The sequence below is a fragment of the Streptomyces sp. NPDC055239 genome (genome assembly GCF_053606205.1).
The window spans coordinates 305,802-327,715 of sequence record NZ_JBSGRD010000003.1; the positions used below are offsets into that span (position 1 = coordinate 305,802).

18 protein-coding genes are annotated in these 21,914 nt (G+C 69.5%); 12 read left to right on the forward strand and 6 right to left on the reverse strand.

Annotation, left to right across the window (positions count from 1 at the left end; translation table 11 throughout):
• Window positions 1–46 precede the first annotated feature (46 nt).
• The 5 genes from ACWFRJ_RS12305 (at window position 47) to ACWFRJ_RS12325 (ending at window position 8,656) form a co-directional block, all read left to right on the forward strand.
• A complete protein-coding gene (locus ACWFRJ_RS12305) occupies window positions 47–1,615 on the forward strand; it encodes an MFS transporter (RefSeq protein ID WP_453527943.1) in 1,569 nt (522 codons plus the stop codon).
• A gap of 204 nt (window positions 1,616–1,819) precedes the next feature.
• Window positions 1,820–3,643: an AMP-dependent synthetase/ligase gene (locus ACWFRJ_RS12310; RefSeq protein ID WP_453527946.1), complete on the forward strand. Its 1,824-nt coding sequence runs from the start codon at window positions 1,820–1,822 to the stop codon at window positions 3,641–3,643.
• Window positions 3,644–3,764: 121 nt separating this feature from the next.
• Window positions 3,765–5,027, forward strand: coding sequence for an ABC transporter substrate-binding protein (locus tag ACWFRJ_RS12315; RefSeq protein WP_453527949.1), 1,263 nt, complete (start codon window positions 3,765–3,767; stop codon window positions 5,025–5,027).
• A 15-nt stretch (window positions 5,028–5,042) separates the two neighbouring features.
• On the forward strand, window positions 5,043–7,856 hold the full coding sequence (locus ACWFRJ_RS12320; protein WP_453527952.1) for an ABC transporter permease subunit: 2,814 nt from the start codon (window positions 5,043–5,045) through the stop codon (window positions 7,854–7,856).
• On the forward strand, window positions 7,853–8,656 hold the full coding sequence (locus ACWFRJ_RS12325) for an ABC transporter ATP-binding protein (RefSeq protein WP_453527955.1): 804 nt from the start codon (window positions 7,853–7,855) through the stop codon (window positions 8,654–8,656). The genes ACWFRJ_RS12320 and ACWFRJ_RS12325 overlap by 4 nt, the downstream gene beginning before the upstream one ends.
• 12 nt (window positions 8,657–8,668) lie before the next feature.
• Here ACWFRJ_RS12325 and ACWFRJ_RS12330 read toward each other — a convergent pair whose 3' ends face one another.
• Window positions 8,669–9,697, reverse strand: a complete 1,029-nt coding sequence (locus tag ACWFRJ_RS12330) for a chitinase (protein ID WP_453527958.1) — start codon at window positions 9,695–9,697, stop codon at window positions 8,669–8,671.
• Between the two features lie 330 nt (window positions 9,698–10,027).
• On the opposite strand from ACWFRJ_RS12330, the gene ACWFRJ_RS12335 reads away from it, so the two are divergent.
• Complete coding sequence (locus ACWFRJ_RS12335) at window positions 10,028–10,819, forward strand: aldo/keto reductase (RefSeq protein WP_453529592.1); 792 nt, start codon at window positions 10,028–10,030, stop codon at window positions 10,817–10,819.
• A 21-nt stretch (window positions 10,820–10,840) separates the two neighbouring features.
• Here the strand turns inward: ACWFRJ_RS12335 and ACWFRJ_RS12340 are convergent, their stop codons facing one another.
• From ACWFRJ_RS12340 to ACWFRJ_RS12355, 4 genes are all read right to left on the reverse strand, one after another.
• Window positions 10,841–11,026, reverse strand: a complete 186-nt coding sequence (locus ACWFRJ_RS12340; protein WP_453527961.1) for a tetratricopeptide repeat protein — start codon at window positions 11,024–11,026, stop codon at window positions 10,841–10,843.
• A gap of 111 nt (window positions 11,027–11,137) precedes the next feature.
• On the reverse strand, window positions 11,138–12,043 hold the full coding sequence (locus ACWFRJ_RS12345) for a methyltransferase (RefSeq protein WP_453527964.1): 906 nt from the start codon (window positions 12,041–12,043) through the stop codon (window positions 11,138–11,140).
• Window positions 12,044–12,125: 82 nt separating this feature from the next.
• Window positions 12,126–12,899: a class I SAM-dependent methyltransferase gene (locus ACWFRJ_RS12350; RefSeq protein ID WP_453527967.1), complete on the reverse strand. Its 774-nt coding sequence runs from the start codon at window positions 12,897–12,899 to the stop codon at window positions 12,126–12,128.
• 6 nt (window positions 12,900–12,905) lie between these two features.
• Window positions 12,906–13,211, reverse strand: coding sequence for a 4a-hydroxytetrahydrobiopterin dehydratase (locus tag ACWFRJ_RS12355; RefSeq protein WP_453527970.1), 306 nt, complete (start codon window positions 13,209–13,211; stop codon window positions 12,906–12,908).
• Between the two features lie 179 nt (window positions 13,212–13,390).
• On the opposite strand from ACWFRJ_RS12355, the gene ACWFRJ_RS12360 reads away from it, so the two are divergent.
• Both ACWFRJ_RS12360 and ACWFRJ_RS12365 read left to right on the forward strand, forming a co-directional pair.
• Complete coding sequence (locus ACWFRJ_RS12360) at window positions 13,391–14,200, forward strand: helix-turn-helix domain-containing protein (RefSeq protein ID WP_453527973.1); 810 nt, start codon at window positions 13,391–13,393, stop codon at window positions 14,198–14,200.
• Between the two features lie 20 nt (window positions 14,201–14,220).
• A complete protein-coding gene (locus tag ACWFRJ_RS12365) occupies window positions 14,221–14,631 on the forward strand; it encodes a winged helix-turn-helix transcriptional regulator (RefSeq protein ID WP_453527976.1) in 411 nt (136 codons plus the stop codon).
• A 12-nt stretch (window positions 14,632–14,643) separates the two neighbouring features.
• Here ACWFRJ_RS12365 and ACWFRJ_RS12370 read toward each other — a convergent pair whose 3' ends face one another.
• Window positions 14,644–15,069, reverse strand: a complete 426-nt coding sequence (locus ACWFRJ_RS12370; RefSeq protein ID WP_453527979.1) for a hypothetical protein — start codon at window positions 15,067–15,069, stop codon at window positions 14,644–14,646.
• Between the two features lie 244 nt (window positions 15,070–15,313).
• Between ACWFRJ_RS12370 and ACWFRJ_RS12375 the strand changes: the two genes are divergently transcribed.
• Genes ACWFRJ_RS12375 through narI form a run of 4 tightly spaced genes read left to right on the forward strand, consistent with a single transcriptional unit; the run spans window position 15,314 to window position 21,907 of the window.
• Window positions 15,314–19,006 carry a nitrate reductase subunit alpha gene (locus ACWFRJ_RS12375; RefSeq protein ID WP_453527984.1) on the forward strand — a complete coding sequence of 1,231 codons (3,693 nt, stop codon included), beginning with the start codon at window positions 15,314–15,316 and terminating at the stop codon, window positions 19,004–19,006.
• A complete protein-coding gene (narH, locus tag ACWFRJ_RS12380; RefSeq protein ID WP_453527987.1) occupies window positions 19,006–20,619 on the forward strand; it encodes a nitrate reductase subunit beta in 1,614 nt (537 codons plus the stop codon). The genes ACWFRJ_RS12375 and narH overlap by 1 nt, the downstream gene beginning before the upstream one ends.
• Complete coding sequence (gene narJ, locus ACWFRJ_RS12385) at window positions 20,616–21,185, forward strand: nitrate reductase molybdenum cofactor assembly chaperone (RefSeq protein ID WP_453527990.1); 570 nt, start codon at window positions 20,616–20,618, stop codon at window positions 21,183–21,185. Before narH ends, narJ begins: the two co-directional genes overlap by 4 nt.
• Entirely contained in the window at window positions 21,185–21,907 is a 723-nt protein-coding gene (gene narI, locus ACWFRJ_RS12390; RefSeq protein WP_453527993.1) for a respiratory nitrate reductase subunit gamma, read from the forward strand. Before narJ ends, narI begins: the two co-directional genes overlap by 1 nt.
• The last annotated feature ends 7 nt before the right edge of the window (window positions 21,908–21,914 follow it).

Genomic DNA, 21,914 nt, shown 5'->3' on the forward strand with positions numbered 1-21,914 from the left:
CACACGCGTCGTACAAGTCGCGTAAGTCGCACGAGGAGAGATGAAGATGCGTACATGGGGGCCGCTCACAGCGGTATGCCTGGGGACGTTCATGCTGCTGCTGGACGTGACCATCGTGGTCGTGGCACTGCCCGACATGGCGAGGGCGCTGAACGCCTCGCTGAGCGATCTGCAATGGGTGATCGACGGCTACGCGCTCGCGCTTGCCGCGCTGCTGCTCGGGGTCGGGGCCGCGGCGGACGTGCTCGGCCGACGGCGGCTCAACGTGGCGGGCACCGCGCTCTTCGCGCTCGCCTCGCTCGGCTGCGGGCTCGCCACGAACGCGGAGGTCCTTGTGGCCGCCCGCGCCCTTCAGGGGCTCGGCGCCGCAGCGATGTTCGCGACGACCCTGCCGCTGCTCGGCGCCGCCTACCAGGGGCGGGACCGGTCGGTCGCGCTCGGTGTCTGGGGTGCGGTCAGCGGGGCCGCGGCGGCGATGGGGCCGATCGTGGGCGGGCTGCTCACCGAGGGTCCCGGCTGGCGGTGGATCTTCTTCGTGAACCTGCCGGTGAGCGTCGCCTCCATGTGGCTGACGCTGCGCGTGGTGCCGGAGTCGAAGGGGCAGGCGGGACGGCGGGTCGACTGGGCGGGCACGGTGACGTTCGCGCTCTTCGCGGGCGGCCTCACGTACGGAGTGGTGCGGGCCGGTTCGGAGGGCTGGACGTCGACGCCCACCGTGCTGACCCTGACGGTCGCGGTACTCGCGCTCGCCGCCTTCGTGGCCGTCGAACGCCGGGTCGCTCACCCGCTGCTCGACCTGAAGCTCCTGCGGATGCCCGCCTTCACGGGCGTTCTGGTCGGCGCGATCGGCTACAACGCCGCCGCGTTCGGCCTGATGCCCTACCTCTCGATCTGGCTCCAGACGGTGCTCGGCATGAGCCCGGTGCACGGCAGCCTCGTCATGCTGCCGCTGGCCGCGACCTCGTTCGTCGTCGCAGCGCTGGGCGGGCGCCTGCTTCACGGGGTGCCCGCGCGGCTGACCATCGGCGTGGGTCTGCTCCTGATCGGCGCGGGCGGGGTCGCACTCGCGGTGCTCGACGCCGGGTCGTCATGGGGCGCGCTCGTTCCCGGGCTCACCCTCGCGGGCGTCGGCACCGGCCTGGTCTCGCCGGCGCTCGGGGGCGCGGCCCTCGCTGCGGTGCCGCCGGCGAACTCCGGGATGGCGGGCGGCGCGGTCAACACGTTCCGACAGCTCGGGTACGCGCTCGGGGTCGCCGTCTTCGGCACGGTGATGACCTCGCGCATGCAGGACACGCTCGGTCATGACGCGGCTCACACCGTCGCGGGCGGTGGTGCGTCGGCGATGCGTGGCACGCTTTCCGATCATGCGGTGCGGACGGCGTTCGCCTCCGGTCTGAACTCGGCGGCTGTCGTCGCGGGTGTGGTGGGTCTGGCGGCGGGGGCGGCGGTGCTCGTCATGGTGCGGTCCGCGCGCTCGAGTACGGGTACGGGCAACTCGGGTACGGGTACGGGTACTGCTGGTGCTACTACGGGTACGGGTACTGCTGGTGCTACTGCGGAAGCGAAGATTCCGGCACCCGTCGAGCGAGTATCCGAAGGGGCGTCACAGCCGTAACCGCTGCGTACAGATTCGGTGGAGATTACGCCACCGAAACTTACTCAACCGTAAGTAATCTGTCCCGCCTCTCCCCTTGTGGCCGGATTTACTCGGCTGACCAGCGTGAATGGTACGTACCGAGGGGTAGTTCACCCCTCTCCCGCCCGGCTCCGCGGTGGGGTACCGTCACCGGCGCTGTGCGGAGCGCCACAAGGAGCATCATTGCGCGAGTTCACGAACCCTCCGATGGCGTCGGCGCCGCTGGTGGGCGGCCTTGCCGACGTCGTGTTCGACCATGCCCTTGAGGATCCGCTCCACATCGCCTTCGGCCGCAAGACCGACGACGTGTGGCGCGACGTCACTTCGGCGGAGTTCCGCGACCAGGTGATGTCGCTCGCCAAGGGGCTGCTCGCCCAGGGCGTGCGCTTCGGTGACCGCGTCGCCATCATGTGCCGCACCCGCTACGAGTGGACGCTCTTCGACTACGCGCTCTGGACGGTCGGCGCCCAAGTGGTTCCGGTCTACCCCACGTCCTCCGCCGAGCAGGTCTTCTGGATGCTGCACGACGCGCAGGTGTCGGCCGCCATGGTCGAGCACGAGGACCACGCGATGACGATCGGCTCGGTGATCGACCGGCTGCCGCAGCTGCGCAGGCTGTGGCAGCTGGACGCCGACGCCGTGGACGAACTGAACCGCGCGGGCATGGACGTCGACGACGAGGTGGTCAACCGCCACCGCCGCGCCGTCACCCCCGACTCGATCGCCACCATCATCTACACCTCGGGCACCACGGGCCGCCCCAAGGGCTGTCTCATCTCCCACGCGAACTTCATGTTCGAGGCGGAGACGGTCATCCGCCGCTGGGAGCCGGTCTTCCACTCCCGGCGCGGCGACGAGGCCACGACGCTGCTCTTCCTGCCGCTTGCCCACGTCTTCGGGCGCATGGTGCAGGTCGCCGCGGTCTGCGGCCGGGTCAAGCTCGGCCACCAGCCGAGCCTGAACGCGGCGGCGCTCATCCCGGACCTGGCGGCGTTCCGCCCGTCCTTCATCCTGGCCGTGCCGTACATCTTCGAGAAGGTCTTCAACGCGGCACGGCGCAAGGCCGAGAAGGACGGCAAGTCGGGTCCTTTCGACAAGGCCGTGGAGTGCGCCGTGCGGTACGCGGACGCGATGGAGGCCAAGGCCTTCGGCACGGGGCCCGGACCTTCGGCGGCCCTGCGCATGCAGCACTCGCTCTTCGAGAAGCTCGTCTACGCCAAGGTGCGCGACGCCATGGGCGGCCGTGTGCGCCACGCGATGTCGGGCGGCTCCGGAATGGACCGGCGCCTCGGCCTCTTCTTCGCGGGCGCGGGCGTCGAGGTCTACGAGGGCTACGGCCTGACGGAGTCCACGGCGGCCGCGACCGCCAACCCGCCCGAGCGCACCCGCTACGGCACGGTGGGCCAGGCGATCCCCGGCACCACCGTGCACATCGCGGACGACGGCGAGATCTGGCTGAACGGCGGCAACGTCTTCCAGGGCTACCTCAACGACCCCAAGGCCACCGACGCCACCCTGTACGAGGGCTGGCTCGCCACCGGCGACCTGGGCTCACTCGACGAGGACGGCTACCTCACGATCACCGGGCGCAAGAAGGAGATCCTGGTGACGTCCGGCGGCAAGAGTGTCTCGCCGGGGCAGCTCGAGGAGCGGGTGCGCGACCATCCGCTGGTCGCGCAGTGCATCGTCGTCGGCAACGACCGCCCCTACATCGCGGCGCTCGTCACCCTCGACGGAGAGGCCGTCGAGCACTGGCTGACCATGCGCCGCAAGCCGTCGATGTCCCCCACGGACCTGGTGCGCGACCCGGATCTGGAGACCGAGGTGCGGCGGGCCGTGGTGGCCGCCAACACACTTGTCTCGCAGGCCGAGTCGATCCGTACGTTCCGGATACTGGCTCACCAGTTCTCCGAAGAACACGGGCTGCTGACCCCCTCGCTGAAGTTGAAGCGTAAGGCGATCGAGACTGCTTACTCGGCCGAGGTCGAGGCTCTGTACCGCGCTTGAGGTGCCCCGGAAAGGGCCCTGACAGGTTTCTGACGGTTCATCAATTACCGCCGCGCCGGTTATTGACGGTTCATCAGGTCGCGCACAGAATCACCCTCACTTCGTCGGAGGGGGCTCGCCCGTGTCGCGATCGATCCGCACCATCACCGCCACCGTGGCCGCACTACTGCTCGCCACCGCCTGCAACTCCGCCTCCAACAGCAGCGGTTCGAGCGGCGACGGCAAGGACGGCGGCTCCGTACGCGGAGTGAGCGCCGACTCCATCAAGGTCGGCGGCATCGTCTCCATGACGACCGCGAGCGGCTACAGCAAGAAGGACACCGACCTCGGCGCCAAGGCCCGCTTCGACCGCGCGAACGCCGAAGGCGGCGTACACGGAAGGAAGATCGACTACCTGGGCGCGGAGGACGACGGCCAGGACCCCGGCAAGAACCTCGCGGCGGCGCGCAAGCTCGTCCAGCGGGACAAGGTGTTCGCGGTCTCCCCGATGAGCTCGGTCACCTTCTCCGGGGCCGACTTCCTCCAGAAGCAGAAGGTGCCGACGTTCGGCTGGGGCACCATCCCGCCCTTCTGCGGGCCGAGTTACCTGTACGGCTTCGGCGGCTGCATGGTGCCGATGCCGGGCGGCACCATCACACAGAGCTGGCCCGAGGGCCTGAAGAAGGTGACGGACGGCTCGAAGGGCAAGTCGGTCGCGATCCTCGCCAACGACAACGACGCGGGCACCTTCGCCATCCGCACCTACAAGCAGAGCTTCGCGGCGGCCGGTTACAAGGTGACGTACGCCAAGTCGACCGTGCCCGCGACCTCCGTGCCGAGCGACTGGTCGGCGTACACGAAGGAGATCCTGCGCTCCGACGGCGGCAAGGCGCCGGACGTCGTCGTCTCCGTGATGCAGACCCCGTACAACATCGGCCTGTTCACGGCCGTCAAGCGCTCCGGCTTCAAGGGCGTGATCACGGATCCGACCGACTACGACCCAGGGCTGCTCGCCAAGAGCGCGACGAAGAGGGCGCTCGACGGCGTGCACATCCTCCTGTCCTTCCAGCCGTTCGAGCAGAACACCGCGGCGATGAAGCAGTTCAAGGCGGACATCAGGAAGGCGGCGGGCAAGGACGTCCCGCTCAACATGCACATGATGACCGGCTACATGTCGGCGGACCTCTTCCTGTCGATCGCCGAGAAGGCGGGCAAGGACCTCGACGTCGACTCCTTCCAGCAGGCGGCGAACGGCTTCTCCGACAAGGACACGCTGGTCGGCGACCGCAGCCTGCCCAAGGGGCAGAAGGAGTCGTTCGGCTGCGGCGCCCTGGTCCAGCTGAAGGACGGGAAGTACGCGGTGTCCTCGCCCTTCACGTGCTACGAACCCATCCCCTTCAAGTAGAAGGGCGGGGCAGCAATGTCCGACCTGCTGGGATTCGTGCTGAGCGGTCTCGTCTCCGGCGCCCTGTACGCGCTGCTCGCGACGGGCCTCGTCCTGTCCTACTCCGCATCCGGACTCTTCAACTTCGCGCACGGCGCGACCGCCTACCTCTGCGCGCTCGCCTTCTACGAACTCCACTCCGGCTTCGGCTGGCCCGCCGTGCCGACGGCGCTGCTTCTCGTCTGTGTCGTGGCACCCGCGCTCGGCTGGGGCCTGGACCGGCTGATGTTCCGCAAGCTGGCGAGGGTGGGCGAGACCGCGCAGATCGTGGCGACGATCGGGCTGCTCGTCGCGCTGCCCGCGCTCGGCCTGTGGGCGGTGGAGCTCCTTGAGGACGCGGGCGCGTCCGTCAAACCCGCCGAGAACCAGTTCGGCCTGCCGGGCGTCGGGCCCAGCCCCGCCAAGAACTGGCAGCTGATGGACGGCGTCGGCATCGACTCCGACCAGCTGATCACGTGGGTCGCGACGGCCGTGGTCGCGGTGGGCCTGTGGATCCTGATGCGGCACACGCCGCTGGGGCTACGGCTGCGGGCCGCGGTGGACAACCGCTCCCTCGTGGAGCTGCGGGGCATGAGCGCGGACCGGCTCTCGTCGGTGGCGTGGATGCTGTCGTCGGGTCTCGCGGGCCTTGCGGGTGTCCTTGCCACTCCCTTGCTGGGGTTGTCGTCACACGACTTCACCCTCTTCCTGTTCGTGTCCGCAACGGCGGCCGTCCTCGGGCGCTTCATGTCGATTCCGCTGGCGTTCGCGGGCGGGCTCGGCCTCGGCGTCCTGCAGAATCTGGTCGCCGGGTACGCGGATTTCGCGGAGAAGATCACCGGGTTCCGTACGGCGGTACCGTTCCTGATCCTCTTCGCCGGGCTGCTCCTGATGACGCGGCGGCAGCGGACCGCGGGCACGGCGGCGGTGGACGCCCCGCCGATCGACTATCTCGCCGGGAAGTCGTGGATGCGCAGGTGGGGCCCGTGGGCAGTGGGTGGCGTGCTGCTCGCGCTGTCCTTCTACACGGTCACCACGCCCTTCTGGAGCGGCATCCTCGCGCAGGGGCTCGCGATCTCACTGGTCTTCATCTCCTTCACCGTGGTGACGGGGCTCGGCGCGATGGTGTCTCTGGCGCAGGCGACGTTCGTGACGGGCGCGGCCCTTGTGGCGGGGCTCCTGATGAGCCATGGGTGGCCGTTCATCGCCGCGGCCCTTGTCGGGACGTGCGGGGCAGCGGTGCTCGGCGCCCTTGTCGCGCTGCCGGCGCTGCGTCTGGGCGGCCGGTCACTCGCGCTTGCCACGCTCGCCCTTGCCTTTCTCGCCGATCAGGTCCTCTTCCAGATGGGCTGGTTGAGGAACGGAGACACCGGGTGGGAGATCCCCCGCGCCGTCTTCGGCCCCGTCGATCTGGGCGACGACCGCGCGATGGGCGTGGCGATGGTCGTCCTGGTGGCGGTGGCCGTGGCCGCGTTGAGCGCGCTGCGGGGCTCCGCGACGGGGCGGGCGATGCTGGCGGTGCGGTCAGCTCCGGCCGCCGCGATGGCCTCCGGGGTCTCGGTGGTACGGACGAAGCTGCTCCTCTTCACCCTGTCGGCGGGGCTGGCGGGGTTCGGCGGCGTGATGTACGCGTCGTTCAACACGCGGATCACGGCCACGGACTTCACCGCGATGACGGGGCTCATCTGGTTGGCGGTGGTGGTGGCCGCGGGGGTGCGCAGGCCGCAGTTCGCGGTGGTGGCGGGGCTCGTCTTCGCGATCGTGCCGCACCTGGTGGCCGACTATGTGACGGAGTCCGTGCAGTTGCCGGTGATCCTGTTCGGACTGGCGGGGCTGGCGCTGGCCAATGATCCCGATGGGTACTGTGCGGCGGTTTCGGTGCGGTTGCATCGGCGGAGGGTACGGGTGGTGGGGGCTGGCGCGTCCATGGGCGGCTCCGCCGCGGATGGCGCTCCTCAGCCCGTCCGGCGTTTGAGGACGAACTCGGCGAAGCCGGTGATGACGGCCACCAAGACCCCCGCGCCGAGCGGCCCGCGGCGGAGCCGCAAATTGATACAGCCGGGAAGGGGCGGGCTCGGGGAAGATTCCCCGCCCTCACTCGCCTTGCGCGACGTCCACGCAGGCTACGACGGCACCCCCGTACTCCACGGAGTGACTCTCGCCGTCCACCCCGGCGAGATACTCGCCCTCCTGGGCCCCAACGGGGCCGGTAAGTCCACGACATGCCGGGTCGCGGCAGGGCTGATCACCCCCGCCAAGGGGGAGATCCACATCGCCGGGGCGGACGCCACGCGCAACGGCCCCGTCCACCGCTCCCGGGCGGGAGTCGTCCTCGCCCCCGAAGGCCGCGGCATCTTCCCCTCCCTCACCATCGAGGAGAACCTCACCCTGCACCTCCCCGAGGGACACGCCCGCGAGGCCGTCTACGACCGCTTCCCCGGCCTCGCCGCACGGCGAAGGGTCACCGCGGGCTCCCTCTCCGGAGGAGAACAGCAGCTGCTCGCCCTCGCACCCCTCCTCCAGCGCCCGCCCAAGGTACTGATCGCGGACGAGCCGTCCCTCGGCCTCGCACCCCGAGTGGTCGACGAGGTCTTCCGTCTCCTCGCCGAACTCCGCGACGCGGGAACGGGGTTGCTCCTGGTGGAGGAGAAGGCCGCCGAGATCCTCGGCATCGCCGACACCGTCGCCTACCTCGCGCAGGGCCGGGTCTCCTGGTGCGGCCCGCGCTCCAAGGTCCGTGCGGACCAGCTGACCGAGGCCTATCTGGGCATAGCCGCGACGGGCCGCACCGAAGGGGCGGGCAAGGCATGAGCGACGACCGCGAACTCGAAGCCACGAGCGACCATGTACTCGAAGCCACCGGAATCGGCGTCCGCTTCGGCGGTGTCCACGCCCTCACCCACGTGGACCTGAGCCTGCGCCCCGGCGAGGTCTGCGGTCTCATCGGCCCCAACGGAGCAGGAAAGACGACTCTGTTCGACGTCGTATCCGGCATACGCCGCCCCGACCAGGGACGTGTCCTGCTGGACGGTACGGACGTCACCCGCCGCTCCCCCGTCTGGCGCGCCCGGCACGGCATGCGCCGTACCTTCCAGCGTCAGCAGCTCTTCGGGCAGCTCACGGTGGCCGACAATCTCCTCGTCGCGCAGGAGTGGCGGGGCGGCGGTGGCGGGTTCGCCGCCGATCTGCTCGCGGCGCCCACCCGGCGCACCCATGAGCAGGAGAGGCGGTCCCGCGCCTCAACTGTGCTGCGAGATTGCGGACTTGAGGGAATCTCGGAGGACTACGCGGGAGCTCTCCCCGTCGGCAGGGCCCGCATGGTGGAACTGGCGCGCGCGGTGGCGGACCCGCCCAGGGTGCTGCTCCTGGACGAGCCCGCCTCCGGAATGACGGCCGACGAGCGAGGCCACCTGTCGGCCGTCATCCGGCATCTCGCGGACGAGGAAGGCTGCGCCGTGCTTCTCGTCGAGCACAACGTCGCCTTCGTGATGGAGCTCTGCGCCCGCGTGGTCGTCCTCGACCTGGGCGAGGTCCTGGCCCAGGGCACGGCCGCCGAGGTGCGCGCGGATCCGAGAGTGCGGGACGCGTACCTCGGCACCACCACGTCCTAGCGGCAGGCGCGCTCAACCTCCGTACTGGGCGACGATTTTGGTGAAGTCGTACGGAGCCTGCGACACGCCGCTGCACGAGTCACCGGCGCTTCCGCCGGACGAGCAGTCGCGGTCGCGGTTGACGGCCCAGAAGGAGAACCGCGCGATGTGATGCTGCTGCGCGTAGGCCAGGATCTTCTTGAAGTCGCCCGTGGTGACGGTCTCGCCCGCCACGTCGGTCTTGCCGTTCATCGAGGAGATGCCGATGCGTTTGTACGCGTCGGCGTCGCTGTAGCCGTAGGCACTCTTGACCGCGCCCTTCAGGCCTTCAAGGGCGCTGACCGAGGCGTCACCCATGGAACCGCTGTGACTGCCGAAGTCGAACGGCATGACCACCCAGGCGTTGTTGTCGAGACCGGCCGCGGCGCCGCGCTTGATCAGGTCCTTGCCGGTGGCGTCAGGGCCGCTCGGGGTCGTCCCCATGGTCACGTAGGTGACGATTCCGGGGTTCTTCTGCTTCACGATCTTGAGGGCGTCGACCACGCGCTGGCGCACGGTCGCATTGCTGAACTCGGTGTCCTCGATGTCGATGTCGAACGCCTTGAGCTTGTAGGCGTCGATGACCTTCTGGTACGCCCCGGCGAGTGCGGTGGCGTTACTGCACTTCTCGCCGAGCTTGGCACCGCTCCAGCCGCCGACGGAGACGACGATGTCCCCGCCGGCGCCGCGTATGGACTTGATGGCGGACTCGTCGGAGCCGCCCTTCAGCGGGCGGCTGCCGTCCCAGGCCGGGTTGCAGCCGCCGTCGGACAGGATGAAGGCGAGCGTGAACCACTTGACGCCGGTCGCGGCCATCACGTCGGTGGGCTTCTGAGGGCTGCCCCAGCCGAGGTACTCGTACGGGGCGGCGTGGATGGTGCCGGACGCGGACGCCTTGGCCGTGTCCGCCTTGGCCTGCGGAGGTGCGGCCGACGACTGCGCGGCCAGGGCTAGGGACGCCGTCGTCGCGAGGACTCCGGCCACGGCCAGTGCGGTGGCCGTCTTGCGGGGGGTGGGTGACATGGGGGGTGTGTTCTCCTTTGCGTTGTTAGGAAGGGTTCCTAACGATCTGAAAACGCGGGAGGCCCCGGTGAAGGGGATGGAGCGGGGGTGCGGTGACGAGTTCACCAGGCGTTCACATGAGTGTTCTGCGTTCAGTGACGTGCAATAGAGTCGCGGCATGACGGAACGCGGTCAATGGTGCGGACCAAAAAACACCCGGGCTTCACCCGGGAGTGGTCAAGGAATGCAGCACCGCATCTGATCGTTGACCATGGGAGCACCACCCGACGACTTAAGGATCGAGAGCTCGTGAGCAAGGTCCCCCCGATCATCCTGAACAATGGCGTCGAGATGCCGCAGCTCGGTTTCGGCGTCTGGCAAGTCCCGGACGACGAGGCCGAGTCGGCCGTCGCGACGGCGCTGGAGGCCGGGTACCGCAGCATCGACACCGCGACCCTCTACGCCAACGAAAAGGGCACCGGAAAGGCCATCGCCGCTTCCGGCATCGCCCGCGAAGAGCTCTTCGTCACGACCAAGGTCTGGAATTCCGACCAGGGCTACGACTCGACGCTCCGCGCCTTCGACCTGTCCCTGGAGAAGCTCGGCCTCGACCATGTGGACCTGTACCTGATCCACTGGCCGCTGCCCTCCAAGGGCCTCGCCGTCGACACGTACAAGGCGCTCGAGAAGATCCACGCCGACGGCCGCGCGAAGTCCATCGGCGTCTCGAACTTCCTGCCCCAGCACCTGGAGCAGCTGCTCGCCGAGACGTCGGTCGTCCCTGCGGTCAACCAGATCGAACTCCACCCGCACCTCCAGCAGCGCGTCTCCCGCGAGTTCCACGCGGAACAGGGCATCGCCACGGAGGCCTGGTCCCCGCTCGGCCAGGGCAAGGGCCTCCTGGACGTCCCGGCGATCGTCGCGATCGCCCGGAAGCACGGACGCACGCCCGCGCAGGTCGTCCTGCGCTGGCACATCCAGCTGGGCAACGTCGTGATCCCCAAGTCCGTGACCCCGTCGCGGATCAAGGAGAACATCGACGTCTTCGGCTTCGAGCTCGACCCCGAGGACATGGCGGCGATCAGCGCGCTGAACGAGGACCGGCGGTTGGGTGCGGATCCGGCTGAGTTCGACGTGGTCTGAGCCCGCGTCCGCAGGCTGAAGTCACCTTGGGGCGTCCCCGTCCGGTTCAGGCCGGGCGGGGGCGCCGCTCTGTCGTTCCAGCGCGTCGGCACGCTCGTGCTGGCCGGACTCGCGCAGAGCCGTGGCAAGTCCGGCGTACGACCGCCGGGTGTCGCGGTGGTTCTCCCCCAGCACTCTGATCCGGGCTTCAAGTGTCCGCTCGCGCAAGGAGATCGCCTTGCCTGACCAAGCAATGTCCGGGTTGGCTCGCTCCTTCGGTCGCTGCGGCCAACTTATCGTCAACAGCACCCCTGAGCACCGGTAGTTGAAAGATGCGCTCTAGCTCTTGACCCCCACATGCACCGTCTGCACCGACAGCAGAAACACATCAGGCCGGTGGTGCAGGCTCTGCTCGTCGTTCGCGTTCAGGAGGCGGTCGACGGTGGTCAGGTCGTCGGCTTCGAGAGTGTCCTCGTGCATCTCGCGGCGGCGGGCGAGCTCGGAGATGATCTGGGCGCGGGCGGCGTCGGAGACCGGGGCCGGCAGGTCCAGGAGGAACGAGCGGGTGCCCGCGTGGCGCAGGCCCGCCTCGGTGAGGAGCGTGGGCCAGTCCTCCGTGACCGCCTTCGCGCCCGGCAGCTCCGCGCGCATCCGCGTGAACCACTTCTCGTCCGCCAGGTCGAAGCGGGTCTGGAGACCCGGGCGGCCGAAGCCGATGTCGCGGGGCAGGCTGCGCTGGTTCAGGCCGCCCTCCAGGAGTGAGATCGCGCCGCCCTGCGCCAGGCGGTCCGCGAGGGCGGCGAGGGCTGCTTCCTGGTCGCCCACGTGGTGCAGGGCGCGGCCGATCCAGAGGAGATCCGTCAGTGGCAACTCGCCGATTCCCTCGGGGAGTTCCGCCTGGAACGTCCTGAACCTGTCTTTCAGGCCCTCCCGGGCGGCCCGCTCCCGTGCGCGCTCCAGTAGCGGCTCCGCCGGGTCCACCGCGATCACCTCGGCCTTGGGGAAGGTCTCGGCGAGAAGGAAGGAGACGGAGCCTGAACCGCTGCCCACGTCCGCGATCAGCGTGGGCTCCGGCTGCCAGGTGCGCAGCCACGCGGCGATCTCGCGGTTCTGCGGGGCCGCGAGCTGCGCGTTCCGCTCCAGCATCGGGCCCATCGTGGCCCAGTCGATGTCCTCGTGGCTGTGACTGTGCTGGTGGCTGTGGCTGTGCTTGTGGCCGTGCTCGTGGTCGTCGTCGTGGGCCATCGTCTCTGCCGCCGCCTTCGTGTGTTCGGGAGTGAGGTCGGAGCCGTCTCCCAGCGTGCGCCGCCGACTCCGCCCTGGCCAATCACCTTGCGGTTTCGGCAAACGCGGTGGTCCGTCGCGCGGGCGGCCTCCGGAACGACCGGAGTGTGAACCGTGGGTCGGGGCGCGGTACTTCCTGGTCGGGCAGGGACGCCAGGCTCGCCGTGATGCGTTCGGCCAGGGGGCCGTCGGGCGGGATCTGCGTGAACCATCCCCGGGCGATGTCGTCGACCGTGGAGCGGGGCGAGCGCCCCTGACCGTGGCCGCGGAACCAGGTCTCGCCGACCGGGGTCAGGCCCCGCGCCGCCGCGTACGCCTCGACGGCCTGGGAGCGGTCGACCGCCGGGCCCACCGGGCGCGGGGCGAGAGCGGCGTCGATGTCGCTGCCCACGTCGTGCGCGGCGGCCTTGTCGACGGTCGTGACGAACACACCGCCGGGCCGCAGCACCCGTGCGCACTCGGCGACGACCGCAGCCGCCTCCTCGGGGCCGGACAGCAGATGCAGCAGCCACACCGCGGACACGGCGTCGAACGAGGCGTCAAAGAAAGGGAGTTGGCGGCTGTCGCCGAGGATGATCGCGCCCGGCAGTCGCCCCGACGCCATGCGCGCCATGTTGTGCGCCGAGTCCACTCCGGTCACCCGCAGGCCCGCCCCGGCGAGGCGCCGGGTGACCAGGCCCGTGCCGCAGGCGACGTCCAGGAGTGTGCGGGCGTCCGGCGGCAGCAGGTCGCGGACCGCCCCGGCAGCCGCGTCGGCGCGGGGCTCGCCGCCCCGAGACGCGTCATAGCGGTCTGCTTCCCTGCCGTAGTCCAGCATCGGCGCTCAGATCGCTCCGTGACCGACCGCCGACTCCTCGACCCGGTGGGCCAGGTCGAAGTCGAGCGTGGTGAGCGCGCCGCCCGCGCTGTGGGTGTTCGCCGAAAGGGAGACAGTGTTGTACCCGAGCGTCAGCTCGGAGTGGTGGCCAAGATCCTCCTGGATCTGCGCGATGTGGACGACCATCGCGGTCGCCGCGAAGTGCGAGCCGAGCTGGAAGGAGCGGGTGATCCGGCCGCCTTCGAGCGACCAGCCGGGCAGCTCCGCGAGCCGCTCCTCGACGTCCTTCTGCGACAGCGGTTCGAGTGACATGGCCGCGCTCCTTCACGTGCGTAGGGAGTACGTATGTACGTACGGCTCTCAGGCTGTGTACGTACAGCCCTCAGCCTGCCACAGCGCCTCCCGCACGGCTCCGATCGGGCCACGGACGCGGACCATGTGCCCCGCGGATCGCGAACCCTTTCGATTACTGTCTGGGTATGACAACTGCCGTGACCACCAGGGAAAGCCACGGCGTCGGTCCGCTCCTGCGCGGCTGGCGCGAGCGGCGCAAGGTGAGCCAGCTGGAACTGGCCCTGCGCGCCGACTCCTCGTCACGGCACATCAGCTTCATCGAGACCGGCAGGTCACGCCCGAGCGAGGAGATCGTGCTTCGCCTCGCCGAGCACCTCGACGTACCCGTGCGGGAGCGCAACTCCCTCCTCCTCGCGGCCGGTTACGCGCCCCGCTTCCGCGAGACCCCGTTGGACGACCCCTCGATGGGGGCCCTGCGGGAAGGCCTTGAGCAGCTCCTGCGCGGCTACGAGCCCTATCCCGCCCTGGTCGTCGACGCGACGTACGACGTGATCGCGGCGAACGGCGGCATCGCGATGATCCTCGAAGGCGTCCCCGAGCACCTCCTGCAACCGCCGCTGAACGCCATGCGGCTCACGCTCCACCCCGAGGGCCTCGCCCCCAAGATCCGCAATCTGCGTGAGTGGCGGGGGCATCTGCTGCACCAGATGGAGCGGCAGATCGCGTTGCAGCGCTCCGACGCGCTGCGTGCGGTGTACGAGGAGGTGGCGGCGTATCCGGTGGAGGATCCCGGTGTCGACGTCTTCGAGGCCGACGGGTCGCAGAGCGGAGCGCCCTACTTCGCGCTGCCCCTGCGCATCGAGCACGACGGTCACCTGCTCTCGTTCATCTCGTCGATCTCGACGTTCAACACACCCATGGACGTGACGGTCGCCGAGCTGGCCATCGAGACGCTGCTCCCTGCCGACCCGGCGACGGTCAAATATCTTCAGTCGCCGACGTCCTAGCAGCTGGTGAAAGGGAAAGCATGGGGACCAAGCAGAGAAGCAGCGGCCATTCCGACGACGCCGACCTGACGCGCGCCGACTCGCTGGCCCGCGAGATCTTCGCCGGCGTGGCCAACAAGTGGGCGCTGCTGATCATCAACGCCCTGGCCGACCGGACGCTGCGCTTCACCGAGCTGCGCACCGCGGTGGACGGCATCAGCCACAAGATGCTCACCCAGACCCTGCGCGGCCTGGAGCGCGACGGCGTCGTGCACCGGACGGTGTACGCCACCGTGCCGCCACGCGTCGAGTACCGCCTGACCGAGGCGGGCGAGGGGCTGCTCGCCACGGTCGACGGCATGTGCGCCTGGACCCACAAGTACCTCGCCGAGATCGATGCCGCCCGCACCCGCTTCGACGCGCGCGGCACCGAGGCGCCCCCGCAGGCCTAGGACGCTGGGACCCTAGCTCCGCAGGGCCCGCAGCGCCGCGTACTGCAGCGCGGCGAAGCCACCCACGGTCACGGCCTGGAGCGGGATCCACACCGCGCCCGCCGTGCTTGGCGCGAGCCAGGCGACCAGGGCGACGACGCTGAGCACCGCCCAGGCCGCGTTCGCCTCGATCACCGCGCGCACGGGCAGCGTGGGCGGGCTCTTGCGTGACGCGAGGTAGCCGACGCCCGCCCCGTACAGCGTGAGGAAGACGCCGAGGCCGAGCAGGAGCCCCGCGTCGACCCCGAGGAAGCGCCCGAGCGGGCCCGAAGCGGCGGCGTACGCGATGCCGTTCCCGGCCGTCACGACCGCGTCGAGAGCGAGAAATCGGCGCAGCATCGCCTTGGGGTCGTCCGTGCGGGCCAATACGGTGAGCGGGTGCGCGGAATACGTCGACATGAGAGACCTGCCTCCAGGAGCGGAAGGGAAAAGGGGGAAGGGAGGCCGGATCCGGGCCGGAGTGCGCCGGACCGGATCCGGTACGACCACTTTGGCGGGCCCCCGTGCGGGGGTCGATTACCTCAGGGGTAAGGACGGCGCCCCGCAGCGCCGGGCGCCCCACAACCCGTACGGCCGTCGCCGCCGTGTGCCCCCGCCGCACCGCACCTAGGTTCGTTGAAAGGCAGACTTAGGGAGCTCAAGGGTGACAGACACGACCGAGCCCGGCGCCGCGCTGCTGCGCGCGGGAAAGTTCTTCCGCCGGGGCACCGCCGCCCCCGACCTGCACAGCATCGGACTCGTCGGCGGCCGGGACGCGGACGCCTTCTACCGGGACCGGTGGAGCCACGACAAGGTCGTGAACTCGACGCACGGCGTGAACTGCACGGGATCCTGCCGCTGGAAGGTGTACGTCAAGGACGGCATCATCACCTGGGAGACCCAGCAGACCGACTATCCCTCCGTCGGCCCCGACCGCCCCGAGTACGAGCCGCGCGGCTGCCCGCGCGGCGCCGCGTTCTCCTGGTACACGTACTCGCCGACCCGCGTGCGCTACCCGTACCTGCGCGGCGTGCTCCTGGAGATGTACCGCGAGGCGAAGTCCCGGCTGCGGGACCCGGTGCTCGCCTGGGCGGACATCCAGGGCGACCCGGAGCGGCGCAGGACGTACCAACAGGCGCGCGGCAAGGGCGGGTTGGTGCGGGCGACGTGGGACGAGGCCGTCGAGATCATCGCGGCTGCGCACGTCCACACGATCAAGACGCACGGCCCCGACCGGGTGGCGGGCTTCTCCCCCATCCCCGCGATGTCGATGGTGTCGCACGCGGCGGGCGCCCGCTTCATGTCGCTGATCGGCGCGCCCATGCTCTCCTTCTACGACTGGTACGCGGACCTGCCGGTGGCCTCGCCGCAGGTGTTCGGCGACCAGACCGACGTACCGGAGTCGGGCGACTGGTGGGACGCCGCGTATCTGATGATGTGGGGCTCGAACGTCCCGGTGACGCGTACCCCGGACGCCCACTGGATGGCCGAGGCGCGCTACCGCGGCCAGAAGGTCGTCGCCGTGTCACCGGACTACGCGGACAACACCAAATTCGCCGACGAGTGGCTGCACCCGCACCCCGGCACGGACGGGGCCCTCGCCATCGCGATGGGCCACGTCATCCTCAAGGAGTTCTTCGTCGACCGGCGGACGGACTTCTTCACCGACTACGTACGCAAGTTCACCGACCTGCCCTTCCTGGTGACGCTGACCGAGCGCGACGGCGCGTACGTCCCGTCGAAGTTCCTGCGCGCCACCGACCTCGGGCAGAGCGGCGAGGGCGGCGACTGGAAGACGGCCGTCCTGGACGAGAACACCGGGCAGCCCGCCGTACCGAACGGCTCGCTCGGCTTCCGCTGGACCGAGTCCGGCAAGGGCAAGTGGAATCTGGAGCTCGGCGACATCAAGCCGCAGCTCTCCCTGCACGACTCCGACGTCGCGACGGGCGTCGAGGTGCTGCTCCCCCGCTTCGACACCGAGGGCGGCACGCACGGCCAGGGCCGCGGTGAGATCGTCCGCCGCGGGGTGCCCGCCACGCGGCTCGGCGGGCAGGACGGGCCGCTTGTCACGACGGTCTTCGACCTGCTGCTCGCGCAGTACGGCGTCGGCCGCGAGGGGCTGCCGGGCGACTGGCCTTCTTCGTACGAGGATGCCGACGCACCCGGCACCCCGGCCTGGCAGGAGGCGCACACCTCGGTCCCCGCCGCGAAGGCCGTGAAGATCGCGCGGGAGTTCGCGCAGACCGCCGAGAAGTCCCAGGGCCGCTGCATGATCCTCATGGGGGCGGGGACCAACCACTGGTTCCACTCCGAGACGATCTACCGTGCCTTCCTCGCGCTGCTCCAGCTGACCGGCTGCCAGGGCCGCAACGGCGGCGGTTGGGCGCACTACGTGGGGCAGGAGAAGTGCCGCCCCGCGACGGGCTGGGCGACGCTCGCCAGCGCGAACGACTGGAGCAGGCCGCCGCGGCAGATGATCGGCGCCGCCTACTGGTTCCTGAACACCGATCAGTGGCGCTACGACAAGTTCGCGGCGGACGTGCTCGCCTCGCCGCTCGGTGAGGGCCGGTTCGCGGGGATGACGGGCGCCGACTGCCTCGCGCTCTCGGCACGCACCGGATGGATGCCCTCCTACCCGACCTTCGACCGCAACTCCCTTGATCTTGGCGAGACTTCAGGCGCGTCGGGCGACCCGGTGACCAATGTCGTCGACGAGCTCAAGGCGGGCACCCTCAACTTCGCCTGCGAGGACCCGGACGCACCGGAGAACTGGCCGCGCGTCCTGACGCTGTGGCGCGCCAACCTGCTCGGCTCCTCGGCCAAGGGCGCGGAGTACTTCACCAAACACCTGCTCGGCACGCACTCCTCGCTGCGGGCCGAGGAGGCGGAGCCAGACGAGCGTCCTTCGACCGTGAAGTGGCACGACGAGGCCCCCGAGGGCAAGCTCGACCTGCTCGTCTCGCTGGACTTCCGCCAGACCTCGTCGACGCTGCTCTCGGACGTGGTCCTGCCCGCGGCGACCTGGTACGAGAAGCACGACCTGTCCTCCACGGACATGCACCCCTACGTCCACTCCTTCACCCCGGCCGTCGACCCGCCCTGGCAGGCGCGCACCGACTTCGACACGTTCAAGGCGATCGCGGAGCGGCTCAGCGAGCTGTCCGTGGACCATCTCGGCGTACGCAAGGACCTCGTCGCCACCGCGCTCCAGCACGACACCCCCGGCGAGACGGCGCAGCCCGGCGGTGTCGTCCTGGACTGGCGCAAGGGCGAGTGCGAGGCGATCCCGGGCAAGACGATGCCGGGCCTGACGGTGGTCGAGCGGGACTACACCGCGATCGGCGCGAAGTTCGCGGCGCTCGGCCCGCTCGCGGAGAAGCTGGGCCTGCCCGCGAAGGGCATCGCGTTCCGTCCGGACCAGGAGGTCGACGAGCTGCGCGAGCGCAACGGCGTCGTACGCGGCGGCCCCGCGGACGGCCGCCCCGCCCTGGACACGGCCATCAAGGCGGCGAACACCATCCTGGCCCTGTCCGGCACGACCAACGGCCGCCTCGCCACCCAGGGCTTCCACACTCTGGAGGAGCGCACGGGTCAGGAGATGGCACACCTGGCAGCAGAGCACGAGGGCAAGCGCGTCACGTACGCCGACACCCAGGCGGCCCCCGTCCCCGTGATCACCTCGCCCGAGTGGTCGGGCAGCGAGGCCGGCGGGCGCCGCTACACGGCGTTCACGCTCAACACCGAGCATCTGAAGCCCTGGCACACGCTCACCGGGCGCCAGCACTTCTTCCTCGACCACGACTGGATCCACGAGCTGGGCGAGGCGATGCCCGTCTACCGGCCGCCCCTGGACATGAACCGCCTCTTCGGAGAGCCACGGCTCGGCCCTGACGGCGAGAAGGAAGTGACGGTCCGCTATCTCACCCCGCACAACAAGTGGTCCATCCACTCCGAGTACCAGGACAACCTCTTCATGCTGTCGCTCTCCCGGGGCGGCCAGTGCATCTGGATGGCGCCGCAGGACGCGGACGCGATCGGCGTGAAGGACAACGACTGGATCGAGGCGGTCAACCGCAACGGCGTGGTGGTGGCGCGAGCCGTCGTCTCGCACCGGATGCCGGCCGGCACGGTCTACATGCACCACGCGCAGGAACGCACGGTCAACGTCCCCAAGACGGAGACCACAGGCAAGCGCGGCGGCATCCACAACTCCCTGACCCGCCTCATCCTCAAGCCGTCCCATCTCATCGGCGGTTACGCCCAGTTGTCGTGGGCGTTCAACTACCTGGGCCCGACGGGAAACCAGCGCGACGAAGTCACAGTCATCCGCCGCCGCAGCCAGGAGGTTCAGTACTGATGCGCGTTATGGCTCAGATCGCCATGGTCATGAATCTCGACAAGTGCATCGGCTGCCACACCTGCTCCGTCACCTGCAAGCAGGCGTGGACCAACCGCGACGGCATGGAGTACGTCTGGTTCAACAACGTCGAGACCCGTCCGGGCCAGGGCTATCCGCGCCGCTACGAGGACCAGGAGAAGTGGCGCGGCGGCTGGGAGCTGAACAAGCGCGGCGCCCTGAAGCTCAAGAGCGGCGGCCGGTTCAAGGCCCTCCTCGAGATCTTCTCCAACCCCAAGCTGCCGGAGATCAAGGACTACTACGAGCCCTGGACGTACGAGTACAAGAACCTCACCGACGCCCCTCTCGGCGACGACTACCCGGTCGCCGAACCGCGCTCGCTGATCAGCGGCAAGCCCATGAAGATCGAGTGGTCCTCGAACTGGGACGACAACCTGGGCGGCGCGACGGAGTACGGCGACCTCGACCCGATGGTGGCCAAGACCCGCGAGAAGGCCGCGGAGAAGGTCAAGTTCGCCTTCGAACAGACCTTCATGTTCTATCTGCCACGGATCTGCGAGCACTGCCTGAACCCGTCGTGCGTGGCGGCCTGCCCCTCCGGGGCAATGTACAAGCGCGAGGAGGACGGCATCGTCCTGGTCGACCAGGACAGCTGCCGCGGCTGGCGCAAGTGCGTGACGGGATGCCCGTACAAGAAGGTGTACTTCAACCATCGCACCGGCAAGGCCGAGAAGTGCACGATGTGTTACCCGCGCCTGGAGGTGGGCCTGCCCACGGTCTGCTCGGAGACGTGCGTGGGCCGCCTGCGCTACCTCGGTGTGATCCTCTACGACGCCGACAAGGTGACGGAGGCGGCGTCGGTACAGGACGACACGGCGCTGTACGAGTCCCAGCTGGGGGTGTTCCTCGATCCGGAGGACCCCGATGTGCGGCGCGAGGCCGAGCGGGCCGGGATCGGCCACGACTGGGTCGAGGCGGCACGCCGCTCCCCCGTGCACGCGCTGATCAGCAAGTACAAGGTGGCGCTCCCGCTGCATCCGGAGTACCGGACGATGCCGATGGTCTGGTACATCCCGCCGCTCTCGCCGGTCGTGGACGCGCTGAGCGAGACCGGGCACGACGGCGAGGACCTGGACAACCTGTTCGGCGCGATCGACACCCTGCGCATCCCGCTCGAATACCTCGCGGAGATCTTCACCGCCGGTGACGTGGGTCCGGTGCGGTCCTCCCTCGAGAAGCTGGCGGCGATGCGGGCACACATGCGGGCAATCAACCTCGGGGATTCTCCCGACAGTTCGGTCGCCGACTCCGTGGGCATGTCGGGCCAGGAGATCGAGGAGATGTACCGGCTGCTCGCCATCGCCAAGTACGAGGACCGCTACGTCATCCCGACCGCCGCGGTCGGCGACGCGCAGCGCCTTGAGGAGTCGGCGCTTCCGGACTCGTGCAGCCTCGACCACGAGGGTGGTCCCGGCATGGGCGGGGACGGGCCGTTCGGCCAGGACTCGGGCCGCAAGCAGCTCCCCCTGGTGACCATCGAGAACTTCCACGCGCTGCGGAACCGGCAGACCGCCGACGAGCAGCCGTCCGCCGCCGACAAGGACACACCGTGAGCGACAACGCCGTGCTCTACCAGGCAGCCGCGCACTGCCTGTCCTACCCGGACGACGAGTTCCGTGGTCTGCTGCCGCAATTGCGAGCCGCCGCAACCGAGTTGGACGGATTCCTGACGCACGCGGCGGCGACCGACGCGTCCGAACTCGCCGCGCACTACGTCCAGGTCTTCGACTTCAAGAACCGCCACAGCCTCTACCTGAGCTGGTGGCGCGACGGTGACACGCGGCGGCGCGGGATGGCCCTGGTCCGCTTCAAGGAGGTCTACAGGGAGCACGGGATGGAGTTCACCGGCGAGGAGCTGCCCGACTTCCTGCCCGCGGTCCTGGAGTTCTCCGCGCACGCCGGTCCTGTCCTCCTCCAGGAGCACCGGCCGGGCCTCGAACTGCTGCGGCTCGCCCTCACCGACTTCGGCACGCCGTACGCGTCCGTGCTCCAGGCGGTGTGCGCGACGCTGCCGGGGCCCTCGCCGAAGGACAGGGCCGAGGCGCAGGCCCTTGCCCGGTCGGGGCCGCCGCGGGAGGACGTCGGCCTCGAACCCTTCGCAATGATCGGGGAGCACTGATGAGAACGCTGCTGTGGGGCGTCATCCCGTACGTGGCCGTCGTCCTCCTGGCTGCGGGCCTGGCCTGGCGCTACCGCTACGACAAGTTCGGCTGGACGACACGTTCGTCGCAGGTGTACGAGTCGAAGCTCCTGAACATCGCGTCGCCGATGTTCCACTACGGCATCCTCTTCGTGCTCGTCGGGCATCTGGTGGGTCTCTTCGTACCGGAGTCGTGGACGGAGAAGACGGGCGTGAGCGAGCACACGTACCACCTGTTCTCGCTGTACGGCGGCACGGCGGCGGGAATCATGCTGGTGCTCGGCATCCTGCTGCTGCTCTACCGGCGGCGCACCAACGCGCCGGTGTTCCGGGCCACGACCGCCAACGACAAGCTGATGTACCTGGTGCTGTTCGCGGCGATCGTGCTCGGCATGGTGGCCAAGCTGACGCACGCTTCCGGCGACGGCTACAACTACCGTGAGTCCATCGCCCCTTGGGCGCGCAGCCTGTTCACCCTCCAGCCGGACACGGGAATGATGGCGGGGGTCCCGGTCCTGTACCAGATCCACGCGGTGGTCGGGATGGCGCTGTTCGCGCTGATTCCGTTCACGCGGCTCGTGCACATGTTCAGCGCGCCGGTGCAGTACCTGTTCCGGCCGTACGTGGTCTACCGGAGCAAGGACCCGAGCAGGGTCGGGCCTCGTCCGGAGCGGCGGGGCTGGGAGAAGACGGGGTCGTGAGCTCCCA

What these genes read in the sequence shown, in the direction of transcription:
- ACWFRJ_RS12305 (WP_453527943.1), top strand. Translation starts at nt 47, where the DNA reads ATGCGTACATGGGGGCCGCTCACAGCGGTATGCCTGGGGACGTTCATG.
- ACWFRJ_RS12320 (WP_453527952.1), top strand. Translation starts at nt 5,043, where the DNA reads ATGTCCGACCTGCTGGGATTCGTGCTGAGCGGTCTCGTCTCCGGCGCC.
- ACWFRJ_RS12325 (WP_453527955.1), top strand. Translation starts at nt 7,853, where the DNA reads ATGAGCGACGACCGCGAACTCGAAGCCACGAGCGACCATGTACTCGAA.
- ACWFRJ_RS12330 (WP_453527958.1), bottom strand. Translation starts at nt 9,697, where the DNA reads ATGTCACCCACCCCCCGCAAGACGGCCACCGCACTGGCCGTGGCCGGA.
- ACWFRJ_RS12335 (WP_453529592.1), top strand. Translation starts at nt 10,028, where the DNA reads ATGCCGCAGCTCGGTTTCGGCGTCTGGCAAGTCCCGGACGACGAGGCC.
- ACWFRJ_RS12345 (WP_453527964.1), bottom strand. Translation starts at nt 12,043, where the DNA reads ATGGCCCACGACGACGACCACGAGCACGGCCACAAGCACAGCCACAGC.
- ACWFRJ_RS12350 (WP_453527967.1), bottom strand. Translation starts at nt 12,899, where the DNA reads ATGCTGGACTACGGCAGGGAAGCAGACCGCTATGACGCGTCTCGGGGC.
- ACWFRJ_RS12355 (WP_453527970.1), bottom strand. Translation starts at nt 13,211, where the DNA reads ATGTCACTCGAACCGCTGTCGCAGAAGGACGTCGAGGAGCGGCTCGCG.
- ACWFRJ_RS12365 (WP_453527976.1), top strand. Translation starts at nt 14,221, where the DNA reads ATGGGGACCAAGCAGAGAAGCAGCGGCCATTCCGACGACGCCGACCTG.
- ACWFRJ_RS12370 (WP_453527979.1), bottom strand. Translation starts at nt 15,069, where the DNA reads ATGTCGACGTATTCCGCGCACCCGCTCACCGTATTGGCCCGCACGGAC.
- narH (WP_453527987.1), top strand. Translation starts at nt 19,006, where the DNA reads ATGCGCGTTATGGCTCAGATCGCCATGGTCATGAATCTCGACAAGTGC.
- narI (WP_453527993.1), top strand. Translation starts at nt 21,185, where the DNA reads ATGAGAACGCTGCTGTGGGGCGTCATCCCGTACGTGGCCGTCGTCCTC.